Source organism: Alkalimonas sp. (assembly GCF_020831925.1).
Classification (GTDB): domain Bacteria; phylum Pseudomonadota; class Gammaproteobacteria; order Enterobacterales; family Alteromonadaceae; genus Alkalimonas.
In genome coordinates this window covers 26,081-44,297 of the sequence record NZ_JAFIFQ010000032.1, presented here as the reverse complement: position 1 = coordinate 44,297, position 18,217 = coordinate 26,081, and the positions used below count along the sequence as shown (strand labels likewise).

General features: G+C 51.6%; 15 protein-coding genes. 2 read left to right on the top strand and 13 right to left on the bottom strand.

All coding sequences use genetic code 11. The features are described 5' to 3' along the window. Positions 1–155: 155 nt before the first annotated feature. From csrA to JJU14_RS11070, 5 genes are all read right to left on the bottom strand, one after another. Positions 156–347 carry a carbon storage regulator CsrA gene (csrA, locus tag JJU14_RS11090; RefSeq protein WP_228613531.1) on the bottom strand — a complete coding sequence of 64 codons (192 nt, stop codon included), beginning with the start codon at positions 345–347 and terminating at the stop codon, positions 156–158. A gap of 251 nt (positions 348–598) precedes the next feature. Further along, the gene (gene alaS / locus JJU14_RS11085) at positions 599–3,229 is read right to left on the bottom strand and encodes an alanine--tRNA ligase (RefSeq protein WP_228613533.1); all 2,631 of its coding nucleotides are present in this window, start codon (positions 3,227–3,229) and stop codon (positions 599–601) included. 6 nt (positions 3,230–3,235) lie between these two features. Next, entirely contained in the window at positions 3,236–3,682 is a 447-nt protein-coding gene (locus JJU14_RS11080; RefSeq protein WP_228613529.1) for a regulatory protein RecX, read from the bottom strand. Between the two features lie 3 nt (positions 3,683–3,685). Then, positions 3,686–4,435: a hypothetical protein gene (locus JJU14_RS11075; RefSeq protein WP_228613527.1), complete on the bottom strand. Its 750-nt coding sequence runs from the start codon at positions 4,433–4,435 to the stop codon at positions 3,686–3,688. 110 nt (positions 4,436–4,545) lie between these two features. Next, positions 4,546–5,298 (bottom strand): transporter substrate-binding domain-containing protein, encoded by a 753-nt coding sequence (locus tag JJU14_RS11070; protein ID WP_228613525.1) that lies wholly within the window; start codon positions 5,296–5,298, stop codon positions 4,546–4,548. Between the two features lie 103 nt (positions 5,299–5,401). On the opposite strand from JJU14_RS11070, the gene JJU14_RS11065 reads away from it, so the two are divergent. Continuing rightward, entirely contained in the window at positions 5,402–6,190 is a 789-nt protein-coding gene (locus JJU14_RS11065; RefSeq protein WP_228613523.1) for a transporter substrate-binding domain-containing protein, read from the top strand. A gap of 10 nt (positions 6,191–6,200) precedes the next feature. On the opposite strand, the gene metH is transcribed toward JJU14_RS11065, so the two are convergent. From metH to JJU14_RS11040, 5 genes are all read right to left on the bottom strand, one after another. After that, entirely contained in the window at positions 6,201–8,825 is a 2,625-nt protein-coding gene (gene metH / locus JJU14_RS11060) for a methionine synthase (protein WP_300976219.1), read from the bottom strand. Next, the gene (locus JJU14_RS11055; protein WP_228613519.1) at positions 8,825–9,892 is read right to left on the bottom strand and encodes a homocysteine S-methyltransferase family protein; all 1,068 of its coding nucleotides are present in this window, start codon (positions 9,890–9,892) and stop codon (positions 8,825–8,827) included. Before JJU14_RS11055 ends, metH begins: the two co-directional genes overlap by 1 nt. Before the next feature lie 6 nt (positions 9,893–9,898). Beyond that, the gene (gene metA / locus JJU14_RS11050) at positions 9,899–10,822 is read right to left on the bottom strand and encodes a homoserine O-succinyltransferase (RefSeq protein ID WP_228613517.1); all 924 of its coding nucleotides are present in this window, start codon (positions 10,820–10,822) and stop codon (positions 9,899–9,901) included. Positions 10,823–11,006: 184 nt separating this feature from the next. Further along, positions 11,007–12,053 (bottom strand): recombinase RecA, encoded by a 1,047-nt coding sequence (gene recA / locus JJU14_RS11045; RefSeq protein ID WP_091343258.1) that lies wholly within the window; start codon positions 12,051–12,053, stop codon positions 11,007–11,009. Positions 12,054–12,108: 55 nt separating this feature from the next. Further along, the gene (locus JJU14_RS11040; RefSeq protein WP_228613515.1) at positions 12,109–12,609 is read right to left on the bottom strand and encodes a CinA family protein; all 501 of its coding nucleotides are present in this window, start codon (positions 12,607–12,609) and stop codon (positions 12,109–12,111) included. 32 nt (positions 12,610–12,641) lie between these two features. Here JJU14_RS11040 and mutS point away from each other — a divergent pair, with 32 nt between their 5' ends. Continuing rightward, positions 12,642–15,218, top strand: coding sequence for a DNA mismatch repair protein MutS (mutS, locus tag JJU14_RS11035; RefSeq protein ID WP_228613513.1), 2,577 nt, complete (start codon positions 12,642–12,644; stop codon positions 15,216–15,218). Positions 15,219–15,267: 49 nt separating this feature from the next. On the opposite strand, the gene rpoS is transcribed toward mutS, so the two are convergent. The 3 genes from rpoS to JJU14_RS11020 all read right to left on the bottom strand — a co-directional run bounded on the left by rpoS (position 15,268) and on the right by JJU14_RS11020 (position 18,209). Further along, the gene (gene rpoS / locus JJU14_RS11030) at positions 15,268–16,263 is read right to left on the bottom strand and encodes an RNA polymerase sigma factor RpoS (protein WP_228613511.1); all 996 of its coding nucleotides are present in this window, start codon (positions 16,261–16,263) and stop codon (positions 15,268–15,270) included. 112 nt (positions 16,264–16,375) lie between these two features. Continuing rightward, a complete protein-coding gene (locus JJU14_RS11025) occupies positions 16,376–17,314 on the bottom strand; it encodes a peptidoglycan DD-metalloendopeptidase family protein (RefSeq protein ID WP_228613509.1) in 939 nt (312 codons plus the stop codon). A gap of 10 nt (positions 17,315–17,324) precedes the next feature. Then, the gene (locus tag JJU14_RS11020) at positions 17,325–18,209 is read right to left on the bottom strand and encodes a DUF368 domain-containing protein (RefSeq protein ID WP_228613507.1); all 885 of its coding nucleotides are present in this window, start codon (positions 18,207–18,209) and stop codon (positions 17,325–17,327) included. Between the last annotated feature and the right edge of the window lie 8 nt (positions 18,210–18,217).

The window sequence follows — 18,217 nt, the reverse complement described above, 5'->3', positions numbered from 1 at the left end:
TTCTCCGCGCTGTGTTGCGGCGTGTATATTAAAGTCTCAGGAAAATAAGTCAAACAATTTTTCGGTAAGCTAAGCTTGTTTGCCGACCTTTTAAACAATCCATCCACAGACAGACGTTTTAAGCGCCATCTTTCACCGTAGCGCTCCAATCATAGTCAGGCATTGCCCTCGTCTTCTGGCGCTTTCTCCGCCTGGATCCGCATGTAAATTTCTTCACGGTGCACGGATACTTCTTTTGGTGCGTTCACGCCAATGCGTACCTGATTTCCTTTCACACCTAAGACTGTAACGGTAACTTCATCACCAATCATCAGCGTCTCACCAACCCGTCGTGTAAGAATAAGCATTCGTTTGCTCCTATTTCCTTGTTTTCGGTCCAGTTCTGCTACTGGCATCCTGAAAAAGTGCTCTATCATAACTCAGCTGACAACGGAAAGAAAAGCAACCATAGGGTTTACGACAAAATTTAACCACAGTTACGGCTTATCTTTCCGGCACTCCAAATCAGTGTAGCAAAAATGCTGCAGCTATGATGTAAATTAACGCCGCTAGCCGCAGAATATTTTACATACTCCGCGCCAGCCGCTCTGGATCAACCTTAAGCAGAGAGTTGCTGCTCTACTAATGCAGCCGCCTGCTGCAAGACAGAAGGCAGTGCATCGGTATCGATGCCACCAGCCTGCGCCATGTCAGGTCGTCCGCCACCTTTACCACCCAGCTGTTCAGCGGCCCACCCTACTAACTTACCAGCATGAACCTTGGCCGTAAGATCCTGAGTGACACCAGCAATCAGGCTGATCTTGCCTTCATTGACGGTTGCCAACAACAAGACACCGGAACCCAGTTTGTTTTTTAGTTCATCCAACATAGTCCGCAAAGCTTTGGCTTCTACTTGCGGCAATTCAGTAATCAGTACCTTGCTACCCGCAATTAACTGCACCTGATCCAGCAGGGAGCTACCAGCCTGACTCGCCAGCTTTTGCTTAAGCTGATCCATGTCTTTTTCCAATTGCCGGCTGCGCTCCAGACTTTGTTGCACACGCTCAGCAATAGAGAACAGATCGCCTTTTACTGCAGTGGCCACACCTTGCGCTTGTTGTTCCAATTGATGCAGCCAGGACAGAGCCTGCATACCAGTCATCGCCTCAATACGGCGCACCCCAGCAGCAATGCCACCTTCCGACACAATCTTAAACAAACCGATATCGCCGGTACTCTTCACATGAGTACCGCCACAGAGCTCAACCGAGAACGGGCTCATAGTCAGTACCCGCACATCATCATCGTATTTTTCACCGAACAGCGCCATAGCACCGGCAGCTTTGGCTGCTTCCAGATTCATCAACTCGGTCTGCACCGGATGGTTCGCCTGAATATGCTGGTTCACTAACACTTCCACCGCCTGCAGTTGAGCAGCACTGATGGCTTCGTAATGCGAAAAGTCGAAGCGAAAACGATCCGGTCCAACCAAAGAGCCTTTTTGGGTGACATGCTCCCCAAGCACCGCTCGCAGGGCTGCATGCACCAGGTGGGTGGCCGAATGGTTTTGGCGAATGGCCTGACGACGAGCTTCATCAATCTGAGCTTGTACCTCTGCCCCAACTGCCAATTGCCCCTTAAGCTTGCCCTTATGAGCATGGGCTTTACCTAATTTGATGGTATCAGTCACACTGAATACGCTGCCATCAGCCAGGATTAAACTGCCGGTATCGCCAATCTGACCACCGGATTCGGCATAAAAAGGTGTTTGATTCAGAATAACCAGCCCTTCCTCACCATCGTTCAGCTGCTGACAAGCCTTGCCATCACGCAGAATTTCCTGCACTTTGGCGTTGCCATGCACATGCTGATAGCCGGTAAATTCAGTGATTTGCTTGCTGCTGAGCTGAGCATTGTAATCCATGCCGAACTGGCTGGCTTGCTGCGCACGTTGCCGCTGCTGGCCCATTTCCGCATCAAAACCAGCTTGATCGACGGTAAAGCCTTGCTCACGAGCCACATCATTGGTTAAATCAACCGGAAAACCATAGGTGTCGTACAGTTTAAACACCAGATCACCAGGCAATACCTTACCATCCAGTTGCTGCAAGGCTTCCTGCAGCATGCTCAGGCCGCGTTGCAAAGTTTTGCCAAACTGCTCTTCTTCAATACGCAGCAACTTTTCAATCACCGCCTGTTTAGCAGTAAGCTCCGGGTAAGCTTCTCCCATCTGAGCCACCAGCGCAGGTACCAGCTTATGGAAAAAGGCCCCAACAGCACCCAGTTGATGGCCATGTCGCACGGCCCGGCGGATAATACGGCGCAGCACATAGCCCCGGCCTTCGTTCGAAGGCTGTACGCCATCTACCATCAAAAAGGCACAACTACGAATATGATCGGCAATCACTCGTAGCGACTTATTGCTTACATCTTTTGCACCAGTAACTTCAGCAGCAGCTGCAATCAAGGCCTGAAAGGTATCGATTTCATAATTGCTGTGCACACCTTGCAAAATAGCCGCGATTCGCTCTAAGCCCATGCCGGTATCAACACTTGGTTTTGGCAAAGGCTCCATCCGACCATCGGCGTGGCGATTAAACTGCATAAAGACGATGTTCCAGATCTCGATAAACCGGTCGCCATCTTCTTCCGGACTTCCCGGCGGTCCACCCCAGATGTGTTCGCCGTGATCGTAAAATACTTCGGTACAAGGACCACACGGACCTGTATCCCCCATAGCCCAGAAATTGTCCGAGGCGTAAGGTGCACCTTTATTATCGCCAATACGAATCACTTTCTCCGGCGCCAGGCCAATCTGTTTGGTCCAGATATCAAAAGCCTCGTCATCGCTGGCATAAACCGTGACCAAAAGCTTTTCTGCTGGCAAGCGCAATTCTTTGGTTAAAAATTCCCAGGCATAGACGATGGCTTCTTGTTTGAAGTAATCACCAAAGCTGAAGTTACCCAACATTTCAAAAAAGGTATGATGACGAGCGGTATAACCGACATTCTCCAAATCGTTGTGCTTACCACCAGCCCGGACACAGCGCTGCGCAGATGTAGCCCGGCTATAGGAACGAGGGTCCTGTCCCAGGAATACATCCTTAAAAGGCACCATACCAGCATTGGTAAACAACAAGGTGGCATCATTGCCGGGGATCAGGGAAGCGCTCGGCACAATGTGATGCCCTTTACTGGCAAAATAATCCAGAAAAGCATTCCGGATAGCGGACGATGTCATGCTCATGATGATTTCCTAACTTCTGATGTTTTTTAGGGCAGCGCTGCAATCTTCCGGGTAAAACCCCCGCTGCTGCAAGTAGCGCTGTCGCTTGGCGCGCTCGCTAGCACTGGTAATGGCACTGCCACCGTATTTTTTCAAGTAAATGCTCTGCGCCAGCTCAAGCCAGTCAGGCTCTAACTGGGCCAGCTGCTGTTGCAACAAAGTCATGCTTATACCATGACGCCGGCACTCCTGCTGAATGTAAAGCGGGCCATAGCCCTTACCAAGGCGCGAACGCAGCAACATCTCGACAAAACGGGTATCGCTTTGATAGTTCTCAGCCTGACACCATACTATCACTTGCTGAACCAACTGGTCATCTGTTGTCTTGGTCTGCAAACGCTGTTGCAACTGTTGTGTGCTGTATTCACGTCGTGCCAGCAACTGCAATGCGGACTTTTTTAACTCATTGAGGTCCATACCTCAGACTTCCAACACATCCGGATCAGGCCTGTTCTGCTGATCTGATGGACCAGCTTGTCCAGGATCAACATCGAAAATATCCTGAAAAGAAATAAAGAAAGCGATGCTCAGTAAAGGCAGCACCAGAATCATACCCAGCAACATAGTGGGTACCGTCGCCAAACAAAGTGCCAGCGCGATCACACCAAACAAGATCAATGGCAGCAAGTTGCGCCAACAGGCTACCAGACTTCCCATTAACGCTAGTAGCAGTCGCTTTTCGGGTAAAAAATACAAAATGGCCACCGCATAGCTAAACATCATCCAGACCATGGCGGTACAAAACACAAACAACATAACCAGGCTAAAATCCAGTTGCTCCGCCGCCATTTGTTGTGTCAGATGCTCACCCAGTAAGCTCAGTGGAATTGCCAGCAATAAATTCAAGGCCGCCAACTGCAAAAAAAGTGGCCGGAACTGAGACTCGTTCAGCGGTCGAAATAACCAGCCAAAACTAGCAGTCTCGCCCCGCTGAACCGCCATAATCACACTATAGAGCCCGGCAGTAATAAAGGGATTCAAAAACAGGGTGACCATGAACAACACCGGGTTCATCGACCCAAGTAAATTCAAGAGCAGCACAAAGGAAACTAACTGGATCCATAGCCAAGGGGCTTTTTGGAACAGCTGCCAGGCCTGTTTTACCCAGAATAGTGCGGATAACACGGGACGACGACGAATCAATTCAAACACGGAACCGGAATGCTGCACGAAGTCTCCTCACCAGCCATTATACCTGAAAATATCTTTAGGCTTATCAATGGTCGCTATGATACTGGAAAAAAGCGCCAACGTCAGGGGATAGTGCGGAAAAACCAGGGTTATTGGATGTTCACAACACCCGGTTGGTATTGATTGACGGAACCAAAAAATTCCAGTTGCATTCGTGGGTAAGCTGGCTTGGCGATCAACTGTTGCAATGCCCTATCAAAGCTGAGCTGCAGCTCCTGCTCTCGAAAAGCAGCCCGGTAATCGCTGGGTGGAAATAAGGTGTGTAACTGGATGGGTTGTGAGTCATCACTGACCCGACGGAAGTAATGAAAAATATTAATGTCCATCACCGCCGCATCAATCCGTCCAGCCAACAGCATATCTACCTGGGTTTTTTGGTTGGTGGTTTCCTGATAGCGGCTAGAGCTTTGCGCCATTTCGCCAAACTCATCCCCCAGCACGATTTTGGCATTCTGAAACGCCACCACATTAAGGCGCTGCATGTCCTGGGCATGCTGAATGACGAGCTCCCTTTCGCGCAAGGTAATGACTGCATTCTGATACCGAACATAAGGCTGGCTGTAAAATAATTCGGTCGGATGCTCTGTCAAGCGTTGTAAGGTGGCGACATCGCCATGACCTTGCTCTAGTAAATAACGAATACGGGCATTAGGCACATGCAAAAAAACGGCCTCATACCCCATCTTCTTACTTACCTGTCGCAGTAACTCCAGCTCAAAACCGGTACCATCTTGCAGCTGAATATAAGGCGGTTTATCCATACCTACCAGAAATGTCAGGGTACGTTCAGCTAGGGCAGATAAACTAAAAAGTACTAATACAATCCCAAGCAGATATCGCATTGCAGCAGCTCTTCGGATAACGATGATATTAGTATAGTCAGAAATTGTGTTTAAAAGCATTGCAGCTTATCTTTAATAAGCAAATTAACTTGGCAAAACCCGGATGCACAAAGTTATCATCAGCGCCTTACTCGCGTGTTTACTATCTTTTTCAGCCCACAGTTGTCAATTGCGCATGGGAGCAGACAGCTATTTCCCGCCTCACCTGATCCCCGGCGACAACGACTGGCAGGGCTTATCGATTGAACTTGCCCGGGTGCTGGCAAAAGAAGCAGGCTGTGAGCTGACCATACTGCAATCTCCCTGGCGCCGCTCACTGCAACTGATAGCTCAAGGGCAGCTGGATATGATCAGTCATCTTTCGTTTTCTGAACAGCGCCAGCAGGATTTTCACTTTATCGGGCCGCATCATCTGGAGACTGTGGTTCTAATTGGCGATCCACAGCGCTTGCCTGCGCTTCATAAGCTGGAGCAACTGGCATCCTGGCCCAAAGAGTTTTTAGTGGCCATCTTAAACGGTGCCTACTATGGCGAGGCATTTGAGCAATTGACCGCTCGAACTGACTTTGGTCCCACCTTAGTAGAAATTCGCAGTCATGAAGACAAGTTGGCGCTACTCGACTCAGGCAGAGTGGATGCCGTATTGGAAGACCAAAGCACACTCTACCATTGGCAGCAAACCGGCCAAATGGAGCACCGCAGTTACCAGCAATTACTGGTAGTGTACCAAAACCCGGTTTACTTCGGTTTCAGCCGCCACACCATCTCTGAACAAATGGCCGTTCAGCTTGATGAAGCTTGGCAACGATTGTACCAACAAGGCGTACTGCAGCAAATCCGGGCGAGGCACCTGCCCGAACTGCCTTTGCCTGCCCCTGCCGCTATTTTCTGATCGTTGTCACCTAATCATTCAGATTGGGAGCCAGCCAGCTTTCAGCTTCCTGTTCACTCCAGCTCTTTCGGCTGGAGTAATCTGCTAATTGGTCGCGACCAATTTTACTAACAGCAAAGTACTTGCTGTCCGGGTGCGCCAGATACCAGCCACTGACGGCAGCTCCTGGCCACATGGCATAGCTTTCGGTCAACTGCATACCGGTTTTTGCTTCCACATCCAGCAACTGCCATAGGGTGCCTTTTTCGGTATGTTCCGGACAGGCCGGGTAACCAGGTGCTGGCCGGATACCTTGATAGAGCTCACGAATCAGCTGTTCGTTCTCCAGTTGCTCATCGGCAGCATAACCCCAGTACTCACGGCGAACTTTAAGGTGCAAATACTCGGCCAGCGCCTCAGCTAAGCGATCTGCCAGCGCTTTTACCAGAATGCTGTTGTAATCATCGTGCGCCGCTGCAAATTCAGCGGCAAACTCATCGGCACCAAAGCCAGTGCTGACCGCAAAAGCGCCGATGTAATCGGCGACACCACTGCCAACAGGAGCAATAAAGTCACTCAAACAACTGTTGGCTATGTTGTTGCGTAATTGCAACTGCTGGCGCAGCTGATGCAGACGGCAACGTTCGGTGCTTCGGCTTTCATCCGTATACACAATGATATCATCCCCATCACTGTTGGCCGGAAACAGACCAAACACAGCCTTTCCCTGAATACGTTTGGTGCCAATCATCTGATCCAGCATGGCATTGGCATCAGCCAATAACTTGCGTGCTTCAATACCTACTTCTGGATGATTCAAAATGGCCGGGTATTTGCCTGACAGCTGCCAGGTCATAAAAAACGGCGTCCAGTCAATGTAATCTCGCAGTTGCTGCAAGTCCACATCGGCCCACAGATGCACACCGGGCTGTTTCGGTGCCGGTGCTACTTTGGTTAGATCCAGCTGAAATTTATTGTCCCTGGCTTGCGCTAAACTCAGCATTTTTTGGCCCGGACGACTGCGTTGATGTTGCTCACGCACAGTGACGTATTCCTGTTGAATACGAGCCAGATAATCGGTTTTGCTGCTGTCACTGATCAAGGATTGCACTACAGAAACACTGCGCGAGGCATTGGGCACATACACCACCCCATGCTCGTAATGCGGCTCTATCTTAACGGCCGTATGTACTTTAGAGGTCGTAGCACCGCCAATCAGCAGCGGCAGCTCAAAACCAAGCCGTTTCATTTCTTTGGCTACATGCACCATTTCATCTAAGGACGGCGTGATGAGGCCAGATAAACCAATCACATCGACATTTTCATCTTTGGCCACCTGCAACAGTTTGGCGCAAGGCACCATAACGCCCAGATCGATCACCTCAAAGTTGTTGCACTGCAGCACCACCCCCACAATGTTCTTGCCGATGTCGTGTACATCCCCTTTGACCGTGGCCAGCAAGATTTTCCCCTGGGCTCGGCCACCGGATTTTTCCGCTTCGATGTAAGGCTGCAAATAAGCAACGGCTTTTTTCATCACCCGGGCAGATTTAACCACCTGCGGTAAGAACATTTTGCCTTCGCCAAACAAATCGCCCACCACATTCATGCCATCCATCAACGGGCCTTCGATCACATGAAGGGGCTTGTCTGCTTGCTGGCGGGCTTCTTCGGTATCCTGCTCAATAAAATCGGTAATACCCTTAACCAGCGCATGCTCCAGCCGTTTGGTGACCGGTAGACTGCGCCAGGCATCATCCTGTTTTTCTGCCACACTGCCATCGCCTTTAAATTCAGGCGCTATCTCCAGCAAGCGCTCTGTGGCATCCTCGCGCCGGTTTAAGATGACATCTTCCACCCGCTCGCGCAGCAAATCTGGAATATCATCATACACCGCCAGTTGGCCGGCATTGACGATGCCCATGTCCATGCCGGCAGCAATGGCATGGTACAAAAACACCGAGTGCATGGCTTCACGCACCGGATCATTACCACGAAACGAGAATGAAATATTCGACACCCCACCGGAGATCTTGGCGTACGGGCACAGCTGCTTGATGTCACGGCAAGCTTCAATGAAATCCACAGCATAATTGTTGTGTTCTTCAATGCCGGTGGCAACCGCAAAAATATTAGGGTCAAAGATGATGTCTTCGGGTGGAAAGCCCACAGTATCTACCAGCAAACGGTAGGCACGCTGGCAAATTTCCACTTTGCGCGCTTTGGTATCAGCCTGCCCCACTTCATCAAAGGCCATCACAACAGCCGCAGCCCCGTAACGACGGATGCGTCTGGCTTGCTCTAAAAAGGGTGCTTCACCTTCTTTAAGCGAGATGGAGTTAACGATGGCTTTACCCTGAATGCATTTGAGCGCCGCTTCAATAATGTCCCATTTGGACGAATCCACCATAATGGGTACCCGGCAAATATCCGGCTCACCCGCCAGCAAACTGAGGTAACGCACCATAGCCGCCTTGCTATCCAGCATGGCTTCATCCATGTTGATATCGATGATCTGAGCGCCGTTCTCTACCTGTTGCCTGGCCACATCCAGCGCCGTTTCATAATCACCATTTAAAATCAGCTTTTTAAAGCGTGCCGAGCCGGTGACATTGGTGCGCTCACCGATATTGATAAATCGTGCCTGTTGCTGCATTACCACTCCGGAGAAAAAGCTTCTAAGCCAGCCAGGTTAAACTGATGACTGACAGGTTTCGGCTGACGCGGCGAAACGCCTGCGACCGCTTCGGCAATAGTGCGGATATGCTCTGGCGTCGTGCCACAGCAACCACCAACAATATTAACAAAGCCTTGCCGCGCCCAATCGGCAATTTCTGCCGCCATTTCTTCAGCACCTAAGTCATACTCGCCAAATTCATTTGGCAAACCAGCATTCGGGTGCACCGAGACAAAGGCTTCTGATACTGTCGACAAAGCTTCAACATAAGGCCGCAGTAAATCCGGGCCCAACGCACAATTTAGGCCAAAACAAACTGGTTTTACATGCGCCAGCGAATGGTAAAACGCCTCTGTGGTCTGCCCCGACAGAGTACGGCCAGACGCATCGGTGATGGTGCCGGAAATCATTACCGGCAGCTCATACCCCAGTTCATCAAATACTTCCAGTACCGCAAAAGCAGCGGCTTTGGCATTTAACGTATCAAAGATGGTTTCCAGCATGATGATATCGGCCCCACCTTCAATCAGCGCGTGGGTCGATTCTTTGTAGGCAGTGACCAGTTCATCGAAGGTAACATTGCGATAGCCTGGGTCGTTCACATCCGGTGAAATCGATGCCGTGCGGTTGGTCGGGCCTAGCACCCCTGCGACATAACGAGGCCGCTCCGGTGTTTGTTGAGTTATTTCATCACAGGCCTGGCGCGCCAGTCTGGCCGCCTCACGATTAATGCGGGCTGATAATGCTTCCATCTGGTAATCGGCCATGGCGATGGTGGTGGCATTAAAGCTGTTGGTTTCAACGATATCAGCGCCGGCCAGCAGATACTGATGGTGAATAGCACGAATAATGTCTGGCTGACTCAGTACCAGCAAATCGTTGTTGCCTTTTACATCGCACGGCCAGTTGGCAAATTCGCTGCCGCGGTAATCGGCTTCTTGCAACTGATGGGCCTGGATCATGGTGCCCATGGCGCCATCCAGGATCAGAATCCGCTGCTTCAACACGGCACGCAGCTGCTCAGGGGTCAATCGTGCTTTGCTCATGAAACCTCACTTCCGGCCAATGGCACCCAAATCAAAAGGTGTGGCCTGATAGACATAATAGTTTAACCAGTTGCTGAATAACAAAAAGGCATGGCTTTGCCATAACTTTAAAGGGGGCTGACCGGGATCATCCTGCGGGAAATAATGCTCCGGGATCTTTGGGCTTAAACCAGCGGCCAGATCGCGCTGATACTCATCCGCTAAGGTATTGACATCGTATTCAGGGTGGCCGGTGACAAAAACCCGGCTACCACTGCTGTTCTGCAGCAAATAAGGACCTGTTACATCGGATTCAGCCAGAATATGCAAGTCATCGTGCTGAGAGAAGCGCTGCTTGGGGACCTGGGCATAGCGGGAATGCGGTACTTTAAATTCATCATCAAAGCCCCGCACCAGCGGACACAATGGCTGCTTGAGGTGCTGGGCATAGACACCGGAGAGCTTGTCACCACGAATTTCACGCTGCAAGCCATAGTAGTGATACAAAGCAGCGTGCGCCGCCCAGCACAAAAACAAGGTTGAAGTGACATGTTTATCAGCCCAGCTGAGGATCCCTTCCAGCTGGTCCCAGTAGGTCACATCTTCGTAATCAACCAGGCCTAGCGGTGCACCGGTGATAATCAGACCATCGTAATTTTGATCCGCGACCTGAGAAAAATACCGGTAAAAGCAATTTAAATGGCTTTCCGGCGTATGCTTACTGACGTGATCGTCTAAGCGCAGCAACTCCACGTCCACCTGCAGTGGCGAGTTGGCTAGCAGGCGCAGCAGCTGGATTTCGGTGGTAATTTTGTTGGGCATCAGATTCAAAATGGCAATACGCTGCGGCCGTATATCCTGACTGGCGGCCCGGCTTTCGGTCATGACAAACACATTTTCGGCTGACAAAGCGCCTACGGCAGGCAACTGATCGACAACTTTGATTGGCATAACGACTCCATACCCACTTAAAGCAATGGGTGCAGTGTGCGAAAAAATCAATAGAAAGTCAACTTCTAAACGTATAGACGTCTAGCCCAATAGGTGCAATCGCTTTATCGAACCGCATCCACACCATTATTCATCCATAAAAAATGCCAGCTCAAAGGCTGGCATTTTCTCATGCAGTAATCGCTTACTCTTCTGCTGGCAACTCTTCTGTTATTTCCACCGCAGCTTTTTTCATTTTTTCTGGCTTTAACAGCAAACGGCTGCGCAATTCGGCTTCAATTTCATTGGCAATGGCTGGGTTATCCAGCAGAAACTTCATTGCATTGGCTTTGCCCTGCCCTACCTTGTTGCCCTGATAGGCATACCAGGCACCGGATTTATCCACCAGCTTTTCCTGCACACCCAGATCCAGCAGTTCACCCTGCTTGTTTATCCCCTGGCCATAGGTAATGATAAATTCAGCCTGCTTAAAGGGGGGTGCCACTTTGTTTTTCACCACTTTCACCCGCGTTTCGTTGCCGATGATTTCATCGCCATCTTTCACCGAGCCAATACGACGGATATCCAGTCGCACCGAGGCATAGAACTTCAGCGCATTACCGCCAGTGGTGGTTTCCGGGTTACCAAACATCACGCCGATTTTCATCCGGATCTGGTTGATGAAAATACACAAGGTGTTCGACCGTTTGATGTTGGCAGTCAATTTCCGTAAAGCTTGCGACATTAAGCGCGCCTGCAAGCCCATATGGCTGTCGCCCATATCGCCTTCGATTTCGGCTTTTGGTGTTAAAGCGGCAACAGAGTCGACAATCACCACATCGACCGCCGCAGAGCGTACCAGCATGTCGCAGATTTCTAGTGCTTGCTCGCCGGTATCCGGCTGAGAGACCAGCAAATTATCAACATCCACGCCCAGCTTAGAGGCGTAAATCGGATCCAATGCATGTTCCGCATCAATAAAGGCACAGGTTTTGCCAGCGCGCTGGGCTTCAGCAATCACCTGCAAAGTCAGCGTAGTTTTACCGGATGATTCAGGACCATAGATTTCAACAATACGGCCATAAGGCAGACCACCTATGCCCAGCGCAATATCCAAACCCAGTGAGCCAGTGGACACCGAGTCAATTTCCAGCGCCGTACTATCACCCAAGCGCATGATGGAACCTTTACCAAACTGGCGTTCAATTTGGCCTAAAGCGGCGGCCAGCGCTTTTTGTTTATTGTCGTCCATTGATGACTCCCAAAAAATATCAATCGGTCTGAATGCTGTATGAGCATACAGTAGTTTAGTTTGACGATGCTGTCAACAGCCGGATGCTCTGCTGCAACGCAAAATGAATGGCTTGTTGACGGATTTCTGCCCGATCACCCGCAAAAAATTGTTGATTGCTGGTGCAAAGCCCGCGCAGCCAAAAGGCAAAACACACCGTGCCCACCGGCTTGTGTTCAGAACCACCGCCCGGCCCGGCAATGCCGGAAATGGCAATGGCCATATCTGCTGCCGCGGCTTTGGCGGCCCCTGCAGCCATTTCCTGCACGGTTTGCAAGCTAACAGCACCATGCTGCTTCAGGGTTTGGCTATCAACGGCTAATAATTGCTGTTTGGATTTGTTACTATAGGTGACAAAACTGCGATCCAGATACGCAGAGCTACCGGCAACAGCGGTTAGGTTGTAAGCTAAGCCACCGCCGGTACAGGATTCCGCCGCCGTCACCATCAGCTTTTGCTCGATCAATAACTGGCCCAACGTCTGAGCCAGTTGCAAGGTGTCGGTGGTGGTGCTCATAGCAATCCAGATGCAAGGAATTTGACACCATTATGCCGTCCACCACCGCCCTGGGGCAAGCTGCCAGTCCCCATACCCCGATGATGCAACAGTATCTGGGGTTAAAAGCCCAGCACCCGGATATTCTGCTGTTTTACCGCATGGGTGATTTTTACGAGCTATTTTATGACGATGCCAAAAAAGCAGCTCGCTTGCTGGATATTTCGCTGACCAAACGCGGCCAAAGTGGCGGCCAGCCTATTCCTATGGCCGGTGTGCCCTACCATGCGGTCGAATCCTATCTGGCCCGCCTGGTGCAGTTGGGGGAGTCAGTCGCCATTTGTGAGCAAATTGGCGATCCAGCCACCAGCAAAGGCCCGGTTGAGCGCCAGGTCGTGCGCATTGTTACCCCAGGCACAGTGACCGATGAGGCTTTGCTGCAGGAACGACGCGATACCTTGTTGTGCAGTCTGGTGCAGCATAAAGACCACTTTGGCTTGGCCTGGCTCGACCTTGGCAGTGGTCGCTTTTTACTGCAACAACTAAGCAATGAAAGCGATGTGCAGGCCTTATTGCAGCGACTGCAACCGGCTGAGCTACTGTACAGTGAAGAGCTGGCCGCTCAGCACCTGCTGCCAACGCGTTGCAGCTGCCGACGCCGCCCGGTGTGGGAGTTTGAGGCGGAAACCGCCCGGCGCTTATTGTGCCAGCAGTTTGGAACCAAAGACTTACTGAGCTTTGGGGTGGAGGATGCGCCTGTTGGTTTGATGGCTGCCGGTTGCCTGATGCAGTACGTCAAAGATACCCAGCGCAGCCAGTTGCCACATATCCGCGCCATCGCCAAAGAGCAAAGCGATGACTACATCGTGCTGGATGCGGCTACCAGACGCAATCTGGAGCTGACACAAAACCTGGCCGGTGGCCGCGAACACACCCTGCTGGATGTATTGGATCAAACCCAGACCGCCATGGGTTCCCGTTTATTGCAACGCTGGATCCATGCGCCGCTGCGCCAACAACAACGCATAGAACAGCGCCTGCAGGCGGTGACTGAGCTGGCAGATTGCTACCCCGAGCTGCAGCCGCAACTCAAGCAAATAGGAGATATCGAGCGGGTGATCGCCCGTATTGCCTTGCGCTCAGCCCGGCCCCGTGATTTTGCCCGGCTGCGCCAGGCACTGCAGCAACTGCCTGAGTTGCAGCATTTGGCCAGCAGCTGGCAAAGCCCTTTGCTGACCAGGCTGGCCAGTCAGGCCCAACCACTACCAGAGCTATGTGCTTTACTGGAGCGAGCCATTATTGAACAGCCACCAGTATTGATCCGGGATGGCGGGGTAATAGCACCGGGTTATCATGAAGAACTCGATCACTGGCGAGCGCTGGCAACCGGTGCAACCGATTACCTGCAACAACTGGAAAGCCGCGAAAAAGAGCGTACCGGCATCAGCTCGCTCAAGGTCGGTTTTAATCGGGTACATGGTTATTACATTGAAATTGGCCGCGGCTCGGATCATAAAGTGCCGGCAGACTACATTCGCCGCCAAACCTTGAAAAACAACGAGCGTTTCATTATTCCAGAGCTAAAAGAATACGAAGACAAAGTACTGGGCAGCCAAAGCAAAGCCCTGGCACTGGAAAAGCAGCTGTACGAAGCGCTGTTTGAACAGGTGCTACCACAACTGGAAGCGATGCAGCAACTGGCCACCGCCTTATCGCAGCTGGATGTGCTGAGTAATTTTGCCGAACGCGCCGATGTACTGAATTACCATCAGCCCGAGCTGCAAACGACGACCGGTATTGCTATCGAGCAAGGACGGCACCCGGTGGTTGAACAGGTGATGCAGGAACCTTTTATTGCCAATCCATTGCAGCTCTCCCCCAACCGCCGCATGCTGCTGATCACTGGCCCCAATATGGGCGGTAAATCGACCTATATGCGCCAGACCGCGCTCATTGTATTGATGGCCGCCATTGGCAGTTATGTGCCCGCTGAACGGGCGGTGATAGGGCCGATTGATCGTATCTTTACCCGGGTTGGCGCTTCAGACGATCTTGCCTCAGGCCGCTCCACCTTTATGGTGGAGATGACCGAAACCGCCACCATCTTGCATCACGCCACGCCAAACAGCCTGGTGCTGATGGATGAAGTAGGCCGTGGTACCAGCACTTACGATGGTTTGTCGCTGGCCTGGGCCTGCGCCGACTATCTGGCCCGGCAGTTAAAAGCCATGACCTTGTTCGCCACCCACTACTTTGAACTGACTCAACTGGCCGATGAGCTGGAAGGTCTCGCCAATGTGCATTTCGATGCAGTCGAGCACGGTGATACCATTGCCTTTATGCACCATGTACAAGAAGGTGCCGCCAGTAAAAGCTTTGGCTTGCAGGTGGCGCAACTGGCCGGTGTACCTAAAGTAGTGATCCAGCAGGCCAGACGCAAATTGCAGCAACTGGAGCAGGCCGAGCCAGCAGCCACAGCCAGCAAAAAGCCAGCAGCTGTGCAGCAACTGGATCTGCTTGCCCCGGAACATCCGGTACTGCAACACCTACGCAGCCTGAACCCGGATGAACTCAGCGCCCGTCAGGCCCTGGACTTGCTGTACCAGTTGCAAGCGCAATTGACCGAGTAATGCCACTCAAAAAAAGCGCCCTTGGGGCGCTTTGATATGGTTGGTCGAATTAATCCTGAAACAGCGTTTCGATATTCAGCCCCTGATGGGTGACGATTTCTTTTAACCGCCGCAAGGCTTCGACCTGAATTTGCCGCACCCGCTCACGGGTTAAGCCAATTTCGTGGCCAACATCTTCCAGAGTAGAAGGCTCGTAACCCAGCAAGCCAAAGCGGCGAGCCAGAACTTCGCGCTGCTTCGGGTTCAGTTCATCCAGCCATTGCACCAGATGCTGTTTGATATCCTGATCCTGCAGCTCCATCTCCGGCCCCAGCTCTTTATCGTCAGCAATCACATCCAGCAACTGTTTGTCCGACGAACCTGCCGCTAAACCATCGACCGAGGTAATACGCTCGTTCAGTTTAAGCATCTTACTGACTTCTTCCACCGGTTTATCCAGCGCGGCGGCAATTTCTTCGGCAGTCGGCTCATGATCCAGCTTTTGCGAAAGCTCCCGGGCCGCCCGTAAATAGATATTGAGCTCTTTCACCACATGGATTGGCAAACGGATGGTGCGGGTCTGGTTCATAATGGCCCGCTCTATGGTTTGGCGGATCCACCAGGTGGCGTAGGTTGAAAAGCGGAAACCGCGCTCAGGGTCGAACTTCTCCACCGCGCGGATCAAACCAAGGTTACCTTCTTCAATCAGATCCAGCAAAGCGAGGCCCCGATTGATGTAGCGGCGGGCAATTTTCACAACCAGCCTTAGATTGCTTTCTATCATGCGTTTGCGGGCAGCTTCATCGCCCTTGAGCGCCAGCCGCGAAAAGTAAACTTCTTCCTCGGCACTTAATAAGGGCGAAAAACCAATTTCGCCCAGGTACATCTGAGTGGCATCTAAGGCACGGTAGCTATCATCGCGCGCAAAGATATCGTCGGTATCAGTATCATTGTCTTCGGCAAGGGCGGCAGCATCTGGCTCATCTGTATCGTCCATCAAAGACAATTCGTCATTTACATCATCATTGCTGCTATCATCACGCTCATTAATTGCCTTGGATCCCATATCCTTCTCCCACATCTTCAGGGTACATTTGGTACAGACAGACCGGCTCCTGGTTGCTGACCATCAATGCGTCCTTCTGGACGTCTATTGTTATGATGTTGCTTTTCGTGTGTTACTTTGGCAGAAACTGCAGCGGGTCAACTGATTGCCCTCGAAAACGAATTTCGAAATGCAATTGTGTTCGACTTGCTTCAGTACTGCCCATGTCGGCAATGTGTTGTCCAGCCTCCACCCGCTGTTGCTCACGCACCAGAAGTCGGCTGTTGTGAGCATAGGCACTCAGATAATCATCATTGTGTTTAATAATGATTAAATTGCCATAACCCCGCAGTGCGTTACCGGCATAGACCACCTGCCCTGCTGCTGCTGCATTGATACGCTGGCCTTCATTACCTGCGATCTTGATGCCCTTGCTGCCATGCTCCTGATGCGAGAAACGCGCCAGAATGGTGCCTCTGACCGGCCACTGCCATTGCAATCGACCAGACGCTGAGGTATTGTGCTCGGTTTTTTCTGGGTTTTGTGCTGATCTATTATGAACATAACCCGTTTGTGGGCGTGGTGCAACCGATTTTGCCGGTGGGCTTGGATTGGTCTGAGTTCTTGGTGTCGCAGGGGCTGGTGTAGCTGGTTGGGTGGTCACCGGAGCTGGTTGCGCTGCTCTTGTTGCAGGTACTGAGGTTGCCGGTGCTGTTGTCGTGCTGGCTCGCGCAGCGGGAGCTGTCCCGGTCATACGCAGCTGCTGGCCCGGATGAATAATGTAAGGTGCGCTGATCTGATTACGTCGGGCCAGCTCACGAAAATCCTGGCCGGCCCGAAAAGCGATGGAGTAAAGAGTGTCACCTCGTTGCACTTGATAGGTATCGGTGGTGATACTGCCCCGCGACGCCTGAGCCGACTGCACTGGCAAACTGGCAACCGGTGCCGGTGCCGAGCGTTTGGCGCAACCGATTAGCAATGCACTGAGCAGACCAACCGCCAAAAAACCACCAAGACCCGACGACCAAGCGGGGTTGCCTTTGCGTCTGACTGGGGCACTCGGTGCACTCATCGCCGCCTCATTAATTGCTTACATCATCACGACTATCTTGCTGGCGCTCCAACCGAAGCATGCCCTGCATCAACAGGATACCAACGACAGCCAATAGCAGCGCCCACCCCAGCTGCAACTCATGTTGCTGGGCGTAGGTTGCAAAGCTAACTGGCGATCCGGCAAGTTGCCATGGCCAAACCCGATACATGGCACCAATCACCACACCAATTAACAGTGCTAAAGTAGCATCATGGTAACGCGCCAGTAAACAGGAGAGCAAGCGTGAAAAACTCAGCAATCCCACCACACAACCACTGGCAAAGAGCACCAGCGGCACCAGATGTAGCTCAGTCACTGCCAACAAAACGGGCGCATACATCCCAAGCAACAACAAAATAAAGCTTCCGGAGATCCCGGGTAAAATCATCGCACATATAGCGATGGCTCCGGCTACAAAGTACATCCATAGCTCAGGTTCCAACTCGACTGGCTGCATACGCCCAATGGCCAAGGCGATACCGATCCCAACCAATAACAAGACTAAAAGCAATCGGTTCCAGTTCAATTTCAGGCATAGATGCGGCAATGCCGATAGGATGAGACCAAAAAATAAAGCCCAGAGCAGCACCGGCTGATGAACCAACAGCCAGCTAACGCCATTAGCCAGTAAAAAGACGCTGAGTAAAATACCACTAAACAGACACAGTAAAAAAGTACCATCCATGTGTTGCCAGGCAGCTTTCAACTTTCCTTGCAGCACCATGCCAATGGCATGATGATCCACCGAGCGAATAGCCTTGATCAGCCGCTCATAAATACCCAGCAGCAGCGCCAAAGTGCCGCCAGAAACACCAGGCACAATGTCGGCAGCGCCCATCAGCAATCCTTTACACCACACCATCAAATACGACATCACCACAC

Excerpts from the sequence above, each read along its gene's own strand:
- recA (WP_091343258.1), bottom strand. The coding sequence starts at position 12,053 with ATGGACGACAATAAACAAAAAGCGCTGGCCGCCGCTTTAGGCCAAATT.
- JJU14_RS11065 (WP_228613523.1), top strand. The coding sequence starts at position 5,402 with ATGCACAAAGTTATCATCAGCGCCTTACTCGCGTGTTTACTATCTTTT.
- JJU14_RS11070 (WP_228613525.1), bottom strand. The coding sequence starts at position 5,298 with ATGCGATATCTGCTTGGGATTGTATTAGTACTTTTTAGTTTATCTGCC.
- metH (WP_300976219.1), bottom strand. The coding sequence starts at position 8,825 with ATGCAGCAACAGGCACGATTTATCAATATCGGTGAGCGCACCAATGTC.
- JJU14_RS11025 (WP_228613509.1), bottom strand. The coding sequence starts at position 17,314 with ATGAGTGCACCGAGTGCCCCAGTCAGACGCAAAGGCAACCCCGCTTGG.
- mutS (WP_228613513.1), top strand. The coding sequence starts at position 12,642 with ATGCCGTCCACCACCGCCCTGGGGCAAGCTGCCAGTCCCCATACCCCG.
- metA (WP_228613517.1), bottom strand. The coding sequence starts at position 10,822 with ATGCCAATCAAAGTTGTCGATCAGTTGCCTGCCGTAGGCGCTTTGTCA.
- csrA (WP_228613531.1), bottom strand. The coding sequence starts at position 347 with ATGCTTATTCTTACACGACGGGTTGGTGAGACGCTGATGATTGGTGAT.
- JJU14_RS11040 (WP_228613515.1), bottom strand. The coding sequence starts at position 12,609 with ATGAGCACCACCACCGACACCTTGCAACTGGCTCAGACGTTGGGCCAG.
- JJU14_RS11055 (WP_228613519.1), bottom strand. The coding sequence starts at position 9,892 with ATGAGCAAAGCACGATTGACCCCTGAGCAGCTGCGTGCCGTGTTGAAG.
- rpoS (WP_228613511.1), bottom strand. The coding sequence starts at position 16,263 with ATGGGATCCAAGGCAATTAATGAGCGTGATGATAGCAGCAATGATGAT.
- JJU14_RS11080 (WP_228613529.1), bottom strand. The coding sequence starts at position 3,682 with ATGGACCTCAATGAGTTAAAAAAGTCCGCATTGCAGTTGCTGGCACGA.
- JJU14_RS11020 (WP_228613507.1), bottom strand. The coding sequence starts at position 18,209 with ATGTCGTATTTGATGGTGTGGTGTAAAGGATTGCTGATGGGCGCTGCC.